The 12,094-nt window shown below is 72.9% G+C and carries 13 protein-coding genes; 7 read left to right on the top strand and 6 right to left on the bottom strand.

All coding sequences use genetic code 11. From position 1 onward, the window contains the following. The 3 genes from mtnA to KDK95_RS18790 all read right to left on the bottom strand — a co-directional run. A partial coding sequence (mtnA, locus tag KDK95_RS18800; protein ID WP_212519505.1) for an S-methyl-5-thioribose-1-phosphate isomerase occupies nucleotides 1-913 on the bottom strand: 913 nt, incomplete at its 3' end. Nucleotides 914-926: 13 nt separating this feature from the next. Next, the gene (locus tag KDK95_RS18795; RefSeq protein ID WP_212519504.1) at nucleotides 927-3,485 is read right to left on the bottom strand and encodes an ATP-dependent DNA helicase; all 2,559 of its coding nucleotides are present in this window, start codon (nucleotides 3,483-3,485) and stop codon (nucleotides 927-929) included. A gap of 6 nt (nucleotides 3,486-3,491) precedes the next feature. Continuing rightward, on the bottom strand, nucleotides 3,492-4,466 hold the full coding sequence (locus KDK95_RS18790) for an aldo/keto reductase (protein ID WP_212519503.1): 975 nt from the start codon (nucleotides 4,464-4,466) through the stop codon (nucleotides 3,492-3,494). A gap of 145 nt (nucleotides 4,467-4,611) precedes the next feature. Between KDK95_RS18790 and KDK95_RS18785 the strand changes: the two genes are divergently transcribed. From KDK95_RS18785 to mshC, 7 genes are all read left to right on the top strand, one after another. Beyond that, entirely contained in the window at nucleotides 4,612-5,652 is a 1,041-nt protein-coding gene (locus tag KDK95_RS18785) for an LLM class F420-dependent oxidoreductase (RefSeq protein WP_212519502.1), read from the top strand. Nucleotides 5,653-5,662: 10 nt separating this feature from the next. Next, nucleotides 5,663-6,352 carry an MSMEG_4193 family putative phosphomutase gene (locus KDK95_RS18780; protein WP_212519501.1) on the top strand — a complete coding sequence of 230 codons (690 nt, stop codon included), beginning with the start codon at nucleotides 5,663-5,665 and terminating at the stop codon, nucleotides 6,350-6,352. 90 nt (nucleotides 6,353-6,442) lie between these two features. After that, nucleotides 6,443-7,015: a DUF3090 family protein gene (locus KDK95_RS18775; protein WP_212519500.1), complete on the top strand. Its 573-nt coding sequence runs from the start codon at nucleotides 6,443-6,445 to the stop codon at nucleotides 7,013-7,015. A gap of 8 nt (nucleotides 7,016-7,023) precedes the next feature. Further along, a complete protein-coding gene (locus tag KDK95_RS18770; RefSeq protein WP_249161505.1) occupies nucleotides 7,024-7,827 on the top strand; it encodes an SCO1664 family protein in 804 nt (267 codons plus the stop codon). A gap of 128 nt (nucleotides 7,828-7,955) precedes the next feature. Further along, nucleotides 7,956-8,408: a helix-turn-helix domain-containing protein gene (locus tag KDK95_RS18765; protein ID WP_212519498.1), complete on the top strand. Its 453-nt coding sequence runs from the start codon at nucleotides 7,956-7,958 to the stop codon at nucleotides 8,406-8,408. Then, nucleotides 8,383-9,066 (top strand): RNA-guided endonuclease TnpB family protein, encoded by a 684-nt coding sequence (locus tag KDK95_RS18760; RefSeq protein WP_212519497.1) that lies wholly within the window; start codon nucleotides 8,383-8,385, stop codon nucleotides 9,064-9,066. The genes KDK95_RS18765 and KDK95_RS18760 overlap by 26 nt, the downstream gene beginning before the upstream one ends. 28 nt (nucleotides 9,067-9,094) lie before the next feature. Continuing rightward, nucleotides 9,095-10,345 (top strand): cysteine--1-D-myo-inosityl 2-amino-2-deoxy-alpha-D-glucopyranoside ligase, encoded by a 1,251-nt coding sequence (gene mshC / locus KDK95_RS18755; protein WP_212519496.1) that lies wholly within the window; start codon nucleotides 9,095-9,097, stop codon nucleotides 10,343-10,345. Nucleotides 10,346-10,460: 115 nt separating this feature from the next. Here the strand turns inward: mshC and KDK95_RS18750 are convergent, their stop codons facing one another. From KDK95_RS18750 to KDK95_RS18740, 3 genes are read right to left on the bottom strand one after another with little or no spacing between them, the layout of a single operon-like run. Continuing rightward, entirely contained in the window at nucleotides 10,461-11,225 is a 765-nt protein-coding gene (locus KDK95_RS18750; RefSeq protein WP_212519495.1) for a DUF899 domain-containing protein, read from the bottom strand. A gap of 52 nt (nucleotides 11,226-11,277) precedes the next feature. Continuing rightward, entirely contained in the window at nucleotides 11,278-11,628 is a 351-nt protein-coding gene (locus KDK95_RS18745) for an ArsR/SmtB family transcription factor (protein WP_212519494.1), read from the bottom strand. Further along, the gene (locus tag KDK95_RS18740; RefSeq protein WP_212519493.1) at nucleotides 11,606-12,049 is read right to left on the bottom strand and encodes an SRPBCC family protein; all 444 of its coding nucleotides are present in this window, start codon (nucleotides 12,047-12,049) and stop codon (nucleotides 11,606-11,608) included. Before KDK95_RS18740 ends, KDK95_RS18745 begins: the two co-directional genes overlap by 23 nt. Between the last annotated feature and the right edge of the window lie 45 nt (nucleotides 12,050-12,094).

The raw sequence follows: 12,094 nt of genomic DNA, 5'->3' as shown, positions 1-12,094 counted from the left end.
CGTCGAAGGCGGGGTTGTGGGCGCGGGAGGCGGCGGGGGCGCTGTGGCCGAGGATCTCCGCCTCGGCGCGCTGCTCCACCTGGATCTGGGCACCGGAGGGCGTGGCCAGGTCGACGGTGCTGGTCGGGGCGGCGACGAGGAAGGGGGCCTCGGCGTGCGCGCAGGCCAGGGCCACGCCCAGGGTGCCGATCTTGTTCGCGGTGTCGCCGTTGGCGGCGACGCGGTCGGCGCCGACGATCGCGGCGTCTACGAGCCCTGAGACGATGGTGCCGGCGGCGGCGCCGTCGGCCTGGACGAGGTGCGGGATGCCGAGGCGGTCGAGCTCCCACGCGGTCAGCCGCGTGCCCTGGAGCAGCGGGCGGGTCTCGTCGACGTAGACGACCTCGACGAGGCCGCGGTCGTGCAGGTCGCGGACTACGCCGAGCGCGGTGCCCCAGCCGGCGGTGGCGAGGGCGCCGGCGTTGCAGTGGGTGAGCAGGCGAAGGGGCCGTCGGGTGTTCAGCCTGCCGAGCAGCCAGTCGGCGCCGTAGGCGGAGAGGGTCCGATTCGCGGTCACCTCCTGGTCGAGCATCGCGTGCGCTTCCGCGAGCACGGCCTCGAAGCCCTCGTCGATCCGCGCGGACGCCCGGTCGACGCCCGCCATGAGGTTCACGGCGGTCGGCCGGGCGGCACGCAGATCGGCGATCCGGTCGCGCTCGCCGTTCTGCAGCGCGAGCGCGACGCCGTACGCGCCGGCCACGCCGAGGGCCGGGGCCCCGCGCACGGCGAGGCGTTGGATCGCTGCGATCAGCGCGTCGACCTTGTTGAGGTCGAGGTACGTCAGCCTGCCCGGCAGCGCGGTCTGGTCGATGATCCGGATCGCGCCGTCGTGCCACGTGACGGGGCGTATGTCGTCGTCGTTGTCGTCGAACACGGAAAGGGCCGCCTCAGCCGCGCAGCGCTTGGGCGAGCCGGGTGCGGCACGGCGTGTGGGGCCGCTTCTCCACGGCCTCGGCCAGCGCGCCGCCCGCGCCGTGCACCACGGACAGGTGCTGCGTCGCCGGGGCGAACGCGCCGAGCACCGCGGACCTGGTCAGCGCCGAGGCCGAGCCGCCGTCGAGCACGGCGACGACCGCGGGCCAGCGTCCGCCCTGCGCCTCGCGCAGCGTCAGTACCCATGCGTGCCGCAGTGCCCGCGCCTGTGCCGCGTCCAGACGCACCGAACCCTCCGGAACCGATGCGTCCGCGCCGCGCTCCTCGTCGGGGCCGACCCACGGTTCGTCGAAGCGCACGGTCAGCCCCTCGGCATCCGCCTCGGCGACCGTGCCGGTCTCGCCGCCGAGCAGGCCGAACTCGACCAGCCGGCCGCCCTCGCGCACGACCACCCGGTCCCCGGCGTCGAACGGCCCGCAGGCGCCGGAGCCGGGGTTCAGCCGCTCCTTGACCGCCGCGTTCAGCTCCTCGGCGCCCGCCGGGCCCTGCTCGCGCACCGCGACGGCCTGGACCTGGCCGCCGGAAAGGCCCAGCGCGCGCGGGATCGAGTCGGCGACGAGCTGCACGGTGCGCAGCCGGGTCTCCGCCGGATCGCGCACCGGGATGATCTTCACCTCGTTCGACCGGCCGTCGCCGAGGATCTCCATCGGCGGCAGCCCGCCGTAGCGCACCGCGTCGACGAGCGCGGTCAGCGGGCCGCTCGGCCGGCGCTTGAGCTCGACCCGCGGGACGGCTCCGCCGAACTCCGGGTCGTCGATCTCCAGCAGGTCGCGGAAGAGCCGGCCCGGGCCGGCGGCCGGCAGCGCGGCGGGGTCGCCGCAGAGCACGAGGTGCGCGCCGTCGGGCAGCTGCTCGAGCAGGTCCACGCCGAGCTCGAGCGGCACGAGTTGCGCGTCCGCGATCACGACGACCTCGGCCTCGGCATACCGCTCCTCCTCGTCGCTCAGCATCCTGAGGTCGACGGCGTCGAAACCGGCCGCGGCCAGCGTGCGCAGCCCGGCCGGGCTCGGGCTGGCCAGCACCGCGCCGGGGAACGCCGCGGCCAGCCGGCCAGGCAGCGCGGCCGTGGCACCGGTGACCAGCGTCAGGCCGTTGCCGGACGCCGCCTCGACCACCCGGCCGACCCGCTCGGCCTCGGCCGCGTCGGAGCCCACCGCTTCCGCGACGTCGAACGCGGGGTCCTGCTCGATCGGCGTCGCCGTGGCCAGCAGCCGCTGGACCGCCTCGGCCGCGGACTGCTCGAGGAACGCCCACTGGTCGAGTGCCAGCACGGTGTACGGGCTGGTCAGCATGCTCGCCGGATCGTCGTCGTCCGCGCTGTCCAGGGCCTCGAACTCGGCGTCGCCGTCCTGCGACTCCTCGGCGGCGGCAGCGACCGCGAGCCGATCCGCGAACACGAGGGCGGCCCCGGCCTCGACCGCGTCGGCGATCGCGCCCGCCGGATCCGGCACGCCGAGCCCGGCGAGGTCGCGCGCGACGGCATCCGCGGTCATCGCCGTGTGCCCGAGCCGGGCCGCGCGGCGAAGCAGGGCACTGACGAGGGCCCGGCTGCGCCGCGGATCCGCCGTCAGCTTGTCCCGCGCGTCGATCCCGAGAAGCCGCTGCGCCAGCTTGTCCGCCGCGGCCGGCTGCACGCCCGCGATCTCGAGCACCAGCCACGGATCCTCGACGAGCCGGGCGGTCGCCTCCTCGCCCTCGCCGAACTCCGCGCGCAACTGCTGCGCGAAGTCCGGCGGCGCGCCCTCGGCGCTCAGCCAGCCCGCCACGGCCTCGTCGAAGACCGGGGGAGCCGAGTCGACCGGAGCGCTGTACGCGGGCTTCTGCCGCCGCCTGGGCACGCGCGCGACCGGCCCCGGCGGAGCGGGGACGGGAATCTCGGCGGGGGCCGCGTACGCCGGCTCAGCCGCATGCCCGGGCTTTGGTTCGTGCGTGGTTTCAGGCACGCTCGGGGTCACCGGCTCGCCCGCGGCCATCGCCTTCGCCGCGCTCTCCGGCCGGCTCCCGCTCACCGCGTCGTCCGCGGCTTCGGCATCACGCGTTTCGACGTCACCCGTTTCGACGTCGCTTGCTTCGGCGTCACCCGCTTTGACGCCATGGCCTTCGGCGTCACCCGGCTCGCCATTACCCGCCTCGACGTCAGCCGCTCTGACCTCAGCCGCCTCAGCCTCATTTGCCTCGGCGTCACCCGCTTCCGCGTCACCCGGCTCGAGGCCGGCCGCCTCGCCCTGCGTCGCGGCGGTCTCCTCAACCGCTTCGCCCGCCTGCGCCGCGGCCTCCTCGGCCTTGAGCGCCTCACGTTCCGCGACCCGCTTGGTCTCCAGCAGCCTGGCCGACTTCGCCGCCGCGGCCGAGGCCGAGGTCATCGCGGTCAGCGCCTGCCTGCCGCCGGCCACGGCCGCGATCGCCGCGTCGGCCGCCGCGCGCTGGGCCGCGATCTTCGCCGCCCGCGCCCGCGCTGCGGCCTCCGACTCCGCGCCCTCGCCCGGCTCGGCTGCGCCCTCGTCCCGCTCCATGCCTTCTTAACCCCTGTTCCAGCCGTGATCCGGGTAGCCCATCGCGGGCGCCGACACGTCGTCGAGCGCCGACCTGATCTCCCGGGGCAACGTCAATTCCTCCGCGGCCAGCGCGCCGCGCAACTGCGCCGTGGTGCGCGCGCCCACGATCGGCGCCACGACGCCCGGCCGGTCGCGCACCCAGGCCAGCGCGACCTCCAGCGGCGCGACGCCCAGTCCGTCCGACGCGGTCGCCACCGCGTCCACGATCCGCCGCGATTCGTCGTGCAGGTACGGCTCCACGAAGCCCGCGAAGCGGTCCGAGGCCGCGCGCGAGTCCGAGGGCGTGCCCATCCGGTACTTCCCGGTCAGCACGCCGCGGCCGAGCGGCGACCAGGGCAGCAGCCCGACGCCGAGGGCCTCGGCCGCCGGGGCGACCTCGCGCTCCACACCGCGCTGCAGCAGCGAGTACTCCATCTGCACCGAGGCGATCGTCGCGCGGCCCGGCACCGACTTCTGCCAGGACGCGGCGGCGGCCAGCTGCCAGCCCGAGTAGTTCGCCACGCCGACGTACCGGGCCTTGCCCGAATGCACCGCCGTGTCCAGCGCCGCGAGAGTCTCCTCCATCGGCGTCCGGTCGTCGTACGCGTGCAGCTGCCACACGTCCACGTAGTCCGTGCCCAGCCGCTCCAGCGACGCGTCCAGCGCCGCCAGCAGGTGCCGCCGCGAGGCGTCGAAGCGCCGGTCGCTGTGCGGCACCGAGACCGCCTTCGTGGCGATCACGAGCTCGTCCCTGATGCCCTCGATCAGCCGCCCGAGCAGCGCCTCGGCCTCGCCCTCGCCGTACACGTCCGCGGTGTCCACCAGGTTGCCGCCCGCGTCGAGGTACGCCTTGAGCAGGTCGGCCGCGTCGCCCTCGTCCGTGTCCCGGCCCCAGGCCATCGTGCCCAGGCCGAGCCGGGACACGCGCAGCCCGGTGCGCCCCAGATGCCGTTGCTCCATGGGACGCAATCTACCGGGCCGTGCCGACAGGTGAAGGGGCTGTCACTCGTCCGGCGCCGGCGTCGTTCAGCGCACACCCGTTCGGCCTACAGTGGTGGTCGAACGTGCAGGGCGCACGGACCGCTGACGCGAAGGATCCCTGTCGATGAAGCTGGGTGTGAACCTCGGATACTGGGGCGCGGGCAACGATGGCGAGAACCTGGAGCTCGCCCGGGAGGCCGACCGGCTCGGCTACGCCGTCGCCTGGGCCGCCGAGGCCTACGGATCGGACGCGGCCACGGTGCTGGCCTACGTCGCGGCGCAGACCGAGCGCATCGACATCGGCTCCGCCGTCTTCCAGATCCCGGCGCGCACGCCCGCGATGACCGCGATGACGGCCGCCACCCTCGACTCCCTGTCCCACGGCCGGTTCCGGCTCGGGCTCGGCGTGTCCGGCCCGCAGGTATCCGAGGGCTGGCACGGCGTTCGCTTCGCCGCGCCGCTCGGCCGCACCCGCGAGTACGTGGACATCGTCAACCTCGCGTTCACCCGGAAGAAGCTCGAATATCAGGGCAAGCACTTCGTCCTGCCGCTGCCGGACGGACCGGGAAAGCGGATCCAGCTGACGGTGCATCCGGTGCGCCCGCACATCCCGATCTACCTCGCCGCCGTCGGCCCGAAGAACCTCGAGCTGGCCGGCGAGATCGCCGACGGCTGGCTCGCCGTGTTCTTCAGCCCGGAGCACGCCGCCGACCAGCTCGCCTCGATCGCGGCCGGCCGGCGGAAGGCGGGCAAGACGATGGAAGGGTTCGACGTCGTGCCCACCGTCCCGATCGTCGTGGACGAGGACGTCGAGCGCGCCGCCGACCAGGTCCGCTGGTACGCCGCGCTCTACATCGGCGGCATGGGCAGCCGCGAGCAGAACTTCTACAACCAGCTCGCCTGCCGCATGGGCTACGAGAAGGAGGCCGCGAAGGTCCAGGAGCTCTACCTGGCCCGCGAGCACCGCAACGCGGCCGCCGCGGTCCCGCTCGAGTTCATCGACGCGACCTCGCTGCTCGGCCCGCCCGAGCGGATCGCCGAGCGGATGGCCGCCTTCGAGGACGCGGGGGTGACCACCCTCTCGCTCACCGCCTTCGGCGCGACCCAGCAGGAGCGGCTCGCCGCGCTCGGCACGGCGGCGCGGTTGCGCGGGCTGTCGGCGTAGGCTTGATCCGATGACCACAGTTCTGCTCGTCCGACACGGCCGCAGCACGGCCAACACCGCCGGAGTGCTGGCCGGCCGCACCCCCGGGGTGAACCTCGACGAACGCGGCGAGGCGCAGGCCCTGGAGCTTGCCGCCCGGCTGATGCCGGTGCACCTCGACGCCGTCGTCTCCAGCCCCCTCGAGCGCACCAGGCAGACGGCCGAGCGGCTGGCCGCCGGGCGCGAGGGCACGCTGTTCGAGGTCGACGAGCGGTTCACCGAGTGCGACTACGGCACCTGGTCCGGGCGCCCGCTGAAGTCGCTGGCCGAGGAGCCGCTGTGGCGCACCGTGCAGGCGCACCCGGCGGCGGCCGCGTTCCCGGACGGCGAGTCGCTGGCCGCCCTCTCCGCCCGCGCGGTCTCCGCGGTGCGCGCCTGGAACGCCAAGCTGGGCGAGCAGGCCACGTACGCGGTCGTCTCGCACGGCGACGTGATCAAGGCCGTCGCGGCGGACGCGCTCGGCATGCACCTCGACCTCTTCCAGCGCATCAACGTCGACCCCTGCTCGCTCACCGTGATCCGGTACCACGGGACCCGGCCCAGCGTGCTGCGGCTCAACGACCTCGGCGGCGACGTCAGCGCCCTGATTCGTTCGGTGGAGCCCGCGGCCGGCCCCGGCGAGGCGGGGGACGCGCCGGTGGGCGGCGGAGCTGGGTCGTAACCGAAGATCTACGCGGAGATCCGTTGTACGGTAAGCCTACGAAGCCGTCCGCCGGCCTCGTCGCGAGCACCCTTGGGAGGCCCGGTACCTGTGCCTAGGCAGCTACACGTCTACGACCCGCCGGAGCGGTTCGTCGCCGGCACCGTCGGCGAGCCGGGCAACCGGACCTTCTACCTGCAGGCGCGCTCCGGATCCCGGGTCACCTCCGTGGCCATGGAGAAGGAGCAGGTCTCGCTGCTGGCCACGCGCCTCGGCGAACTGCTCGACGAGATCGTGCGGCGCACCGGCGCGGTCTCCGGCATCCCCGAGACGGTGCCGGCCGGGCTCTCCGACACGGCGCCGCTGGAGCAGCCGATCATGGAGGAGTTCCGGGTCGGCTCGCTGGCCCTGGCCTGGGACGAGGCGCACTCCCGGATCGTGATCGAGGCCGGCGCGGTGACCGACGCCGAGGACGCCGCCGAGCCGCTGTCCGACGACCTGTTCGCCGAGGCGCCGGACGCGCTGCGCGTCTACATCACCGGCGGCCAGGCCCGCGCCTTCGCCGCCCGCGCCAGCGCCGTCGTCGCCGCGGGCCGCCCGCCCTGCCCGCTGTGCGGCCTGCCGCTGGACCAGGAGGGCCACGTCTGCCCGCGGCAGAACGGCTACCGCCGCCGGACGGTATGAGCGCCGGAATGGACGGGGGAGCGGGCACGATGGACGAGGTCGGGCGGCTGCTGCTGGAGGGTGAGCTCACGGTCGAGGGCAGGCTCACCGAGGCCTCCAACGCGACGCTCTACTGCCGCGTCGAGCTGGACGGTTCCGGCCTGGCCTGCGTCTACAAGCCGGTCGCCGGAGAGCGGCCGCTGCACGACTTCCCGGACGGCACCCTCGCCGCGCGCGAGCTCGCCGCCTACGCGGTGAGCGAGGCGGCCGGCTGGCACATCGTGCCGGTCACCGTCGAGCGCGAGGGGCCGTTCGGCCGCGGCATGGTCCAGCAGTGGATCGAGGAGTCGGACCTGTCCGGCGCCGTCACCGTTCTCAAGGATCTGCGTTCCCCCGACGCCGAGGGCTGGTGCCCGATCCTGGCCGTGCAGCTGTCCGACGGCTCGGACGCCGTGCTCGCGCATCGGGACGGCCCGGCGCTGCGCCGCATCGCACTCTTCGACGCAGTGGTCAACAACGCCGACCGCAAGGGCGGCCACCTGCTGCCGCTCACCGACGGCACCGTGCTCGGCATCGACCACGGCCTGACCTTCCACACCGAGGACAAGCTGCGTACCCTCCTCTGGGGCTTCGCCGACCGCGAACTCGAGCCCGTCGAGCGCGCCGAACTCGAGAAGCTGCGCGACGACGAGCAGCTGGCCGGGCGCCTGACCGAACTGCTGAGCCCCGAGGAGCTGGACGCCTTCCGCGAGCGCATCGACGCGCTGCTGGCCGCGGGCATACTCCCGGGGCCGGACGGCCGGATGCGCCCGGTGCCCTGGCCCCCGGTATGAGCGCCACGTCACTGCCGTGACGCAATTGGCGCCGATCAGCGCAGGGGGTCGCGACCGCGTCGGCATCGCGCCAGGGTTCGCAAGGTTTGTCGTTCACCTGTTCGAGTGGCTGTGCCTTTCGGTGGCGCTTGCGCGCTGCATACCGTGGCGTTGAGTTCGACATCGGCGATTGGCATCGGGAGGATTCTGTGGTTACGCGGGCTTACCGATTCGCCCTGGATCCGACGCCGCGTCAGGCGCGTGATCTGGCACGGCATGCCGGCGCATCACGGGTCGCGTTCAACTGGGGTCTTGCCGCGGTCAAGGCTAATCTCGGTCAGCGTGAGGCAGAACGCTCCTACGGAATCGATGCCTCCGCCCTGACGCCCGCCTTCGGCTGGTCGTTGTACGCGTTGCGCAAAGCATGGAACCAGGTCAAGGGCGAGGTAGCGCCGTGGTGGCCAGAGTGCTCGAAGGAGGCGTTCAGTTCCGGTCTCGACCAGTTGGCGCGAGCGTTGAAGAACTTCGCGGAGTCGCGGGACGGCAAGCGCGCTGGAAGGCCTTTCGGACGGCACGGTGGTTGCCAATCCACACCGCTTTGATGTTGCTTACCGCAAGTTGGTCCGCACGTCCCGGATGGTCTCGCGCCGTCAGGGACCGGACCGGCGCACCGGTCAGAAGCCGTCGAACAGATGGCTCAAGGCGAACGCGACGCACAGCAAGGCTCACCGCAAGGTGGCGGCACAACGACAGGATGGCATCCACAAGCTGACTACACGGCTGGCACGCGAGCACGGCACATTGGTGGTCGAGGACCTCAACGTCGTCGGGATGGTCCGCAGGCGTCGGTTGGCCCGGCAGATCTTGGATGGCGGGTTCGGCGAGATCAGGCGTCAACTGGCCTACAAGACCGAGTGGAACGGCGGGCGCCTGGTCGTGGCCGACCGTTGGTTCCCGTCGAGCAAGACATGCAGCGGCTGTGGGGCAGTGAAACCCAAGCTCTCCCTCGCCGAGCGCACCTTCACCTGCTCCGCATGCGGTCTGGTCCTGGACCGGGACTTCAATGCCGCGATCAACCTGCGGAACCTCGTGCACCACGTCGCCGGGAGTGGCCCGGAGACGAAAAACGGGCGCGGAGCCGACCGGAAGCCCACGCGATGGGTGGTAGGTGGCCGTGAAACGCTTACCCCGCACCCGGCTGTACCCGGGATGAGACGGGGACCCGTGCCGGGTGACCGGCGCGACCTCGAGATTCACTGAATCAGACAGGGACGGTAAGTTATACGACATGGATGCGTGGCCTACTACCCACCTGCCGAAGCTGCCCGGACTCGGAGCGTCGCCGCGGGTTTTCGACACCTCGACCGGCGGCCTGGTCGCCACCCCGGCGCGTCCCGCCGCGGACGGCCCGGCCCGGATCTACGTCTGCGGGATCACGCCGTACGACGCGACCCACCTCGGCCACGCCGCGACCTATCTGGCCTTCGACCTCGTGCAGCGGGCCTGGCTGGACGCCGGGTACGACGTGCGGTACGTGCAGAACGTCACAGACGTCGACGACCCGCTGCTGGAGCGGGCCGAGCGGGACCAGGACGACTGGCAGGTGCTCGCGATGCGCGAGACCGCGCTGTTCCGCGAGGACATGACGGCGCTGCGGATCCTGCCGCCGTACCGCTACATCGGCGCGGTCGAGTCGATCGACCTGGTGGTCGCGCTGGTGCAGCGGCTGATCGAGCAGGGCGCCGCGTACCGCGTCGATGAGGATGTCTACTTCGACGTGCACGCGGAGCCGGACTTCGGCTCGGTCTCCAACCTGGACCCGGCGCTGCGGGAGAAGATCTTCGGCGAGCGCGGCGGCGACCCGGACCGGCCGGGCAAGCGGCACCCGCTGGACTGCCTGCTCTGGCAGGCCGAGCGCCCCGGCGAGCCGTCCTGGGAGACGCCGCTGGGCAGGGGGCGCCCCGGCTGGCACATCGAGTGCGCCGCGATCGCGCTGGAGTACCTCGGCGCCGGCATCGACGTGCAGGGCGGCGGCAGCGACCTGTCCTTCCCGCACCACGAGATGGGCGCCGCCGAGGCGCAGGTCGTCACCGGCGAGCGCCCCTTCGCGTACACGTACGTGCACGCGGGCATGGTCGGTCTCGACGGCGAGAAGATGTCGAAGTCGCGCGGCAACCTCGTCTTCGTCTCCAAGCTGCGCGCCGAGGGCCACGACCCGATGGCGATCCGGCTGGCGCTGCTCGCCCACCACTACCGCGCCGACTGGGAGTGGCACGCCGAGGACCTGGAGCGCGCCGAGGCGCGGCTCGCCCGCTGGCGCGAGGCCGTCAGCCGCCCGGACGCCCCGTCCGCCGACCCGCTGCTCGCCGAGCTGCGCGAGCGCCTGGCCGACGACCTCGACGCCCCCGGCGCCCTGGCGGCCATGGACAGGTGGGCCGACGCGGTGCTCGCCGGCCCCGCCGCGGACGCGGTCGCCGACCCCGGAGCGCCGGGCCTGGCGTCCCGCGCCCTCGACGCCCTGCTCGGCGTCGCGCTCTGACCCTGTTCTGACGCCGACCCTGTTCTGACGCCGTGGAGGGATCGGACTCGCCACCCCCGTGGGCGAGTCCGATCCCTCCACGTATGAGCCCCACGTATGAGCGGCTACAGACCGGCTACTTCGCGTATTCGTCGTGGCGGCGCCACCACATGCCGTCCTCGTTGCGGCCGAGCGGGGCGCGGTCGAGCCACTGGTACATGCCCCACAGGCCGTCGAGGCCGCGGGAGTACGCCGAGTACGTGTGGTAGACGGTCCCGTCCTGGAGGGCGAACGAGCTCATGCCGGGGCCCTCGCGCCGGTAGGTCTGCCAGTCGGTGTCGACGATGGACTGCGCGAAGCCGTCGAGCGAGCGCTGCTCCTCCTCCGTGCCGGGGCGCAGGTCCTGGTCGGCGAAGTTGTACCGGGCCAGGCCGGATTCCCACTCCTCCTTCGTGACCGCGACGCCGAAGTCGAAGTTGAAGTCGCTGCCGTTCGACGAGGCCCACGGGAAGGTCCAGCCCATCCGCGCCCGGTATTCGGCGAGCTGGGGGTACGGCGCCCGGGACACGGCCCAGAGCGCGACGTCGTGGTTCGCGAGGTGGACCTCGAAGCCGTTGAAGCCGTCGGCGATCGACGAGCAGGACGGGCACCCGGCCGTGTAGTCGGGGCCGAACATGAAGTGATAGATCATGAGCTGCGAGCGGCCGCCGAACAGGTCGGCGAGCGACGCGGGGCCCTCGGCGGTCTCGAAGCGGTAGTCCTTGTCCACCCTGACCCAGGGCAGCTCCTGCCGGCGCCTGGCGAGCTCGTCGGCGCGCCGGGTCAGCTCCTTCTCCGCGTCGAGCAGCTCAAGCCGCGCGGTGAGCCATTCCTCGCGCGTTCCCGTCTGGTGAGCGGTCATCTCCGTGCTCCTTCCTAGGTGTCCATTCCATCCTCGTCCCCAGCGCCGCGCATCAGTCGGCGGAGCCGTCCAGGTGGCGCTTGAGCGCGCCGAGCGGGCCGTCCCAGTCGCGCGCCAGCGCGGCCAGGAACTGCTGCGCCACCTGCATCGGGGCCGAGTGCAGCCGGTAGCGCACCCGCCGCCGCTCGCCGGGCTCCGCGGTCACCAGGCCGGCCTCGGCGAGCAGCGTCAGGTGCTTGGCGATCGCCTGGCGGGTGATCGGCAGCCGGGCGGCGAGCTCCGTCACGGTGGACGGCCCGTCCGCGGCCAGCGCGGCGAGCACCGCGCGCCGGCTCGGGTCGCCCAGCGCGACGAAGACCTGCTCGGCTATCGATTCGGCGTCAGACCGCGGCAACTGCGGCATCGAGGTACTCGACCAGCTCGCCGAGCTCGCTCGCCCAGCCCTGCCTGTTGCCCTGGAACGCCTTGGCGTGCTCGTCGTCGGGCAGCTGCGCGAAGCCCGACTCGACCACGGTGAGCCGGGTTCCGGTCGCGGTCGGTTCGAGCGTGAACTCGACGTAGGTGCGGCGCGGGTCCTCGTCCGGCAGCCCGTAGACGTGCCAGGTGTAGCCGAAGACGGTCTGCGCCTCGACCCGCTCCACCCGCATCCGGGCGGTGAAGTCCTCGCCGAAGGACATCCGCGCCTCGCCGCCCGGGCGCAGGTCGATGGCCGCCTGCTGGCCGAACCAGCCGCTGAGCCCCTCGGCGGTGGTGAGCGCCGCCCAGACCTTGGCCGGCGGGTGCTCGAGATCGATGGTCCGCTCGATGCGGTCGGGGAATCCCATGACTTCCTCCTCCACTATGGCAACCTGACAGTTGCCACACTATGG

This window comes from Actinospica acidithermotolerans (genome assembly GCF_018139625.1).
Lineage (GTDB): Bacteria > Actinomycetota > Actinomycetes > Streptomycetales > Catenulisporaceae > Actinospica > Actinospica acidithermotolerans.
This window is presented reverse-complemented; position numbering and strand designations above follow the sequence as displayed.

What these genes read in the sequence shown, in the direction of transcription:
- KDK95_RS18795 (WP_212519504.1), bottom strand. Translation starts at nt 3,485, where the DNA reads ATGGAGCGGGACGAGGGCGCAGCCGAGCCGGGCGAGGGCGCGGAGTCG.
- KDK95_RS18790 (WP_212519503.1), bottom strand. Translation starts at nt 4,466, where the DNA reads ATGGAGCAACGGCATCTGGGGCGCACCGGGCTGCGCGTGTCCCGGCTC.
- KDK95_RS18785 (WP_212519502.1), top strand. Translation starts at nt 4,612, where the DNA reads ATGAAGCTGGGTGTGAACCTCGGATACTGGGGCGCGGGCAACGATGGC.
- KDK95_RS18780 (WP_212519501.1), top strand. Translation starts at nt 5,663, where the DNA reads ATGACCACAGTTCTGCTCGTCCGACACGGCCGCAGCACGGCCAACACC.
- KDK95_RS18770 (WP_249161505.1), top strand. Translation starts at nt 7,024, where the DNA reads ATGGACGGGGGAGCGGGCACGATGGACGAGGTCGGGCGGCTGCTGCTG.
- mshC (WP_212519496.1), top strand. Translation starts at nt 9,095, where the DNA reads ATGGATGCGTGGCCTACTACCCACCTGCCGAAGCTGCCCGGACTCGGA.
- KDK95_RS18750 (WP_212519495.1), bottom strand. Translation starts at nt 11,225, where the DNA reads ATGACCGCTCACCAGACGGGAACGCGCGAGGAATGGCTCACCGCGCGG.
- KDK95_RS18745 (WP_212519494.1), bottom strand. Translation starts at nt 11,628, where the DNA reads ATGCCGCAGTTGCCGCGGTCTGACGCCGAATCGATAGCCGAGCAGGTC.
- KDK95_RS18740 (WP_212519493.1), bottom strand. Translation starts at nt 12,049, where the DNA reads ATGGGATTCCCCGACCGCATCGAGCGGACCATCGATCTCGAGCACCCG.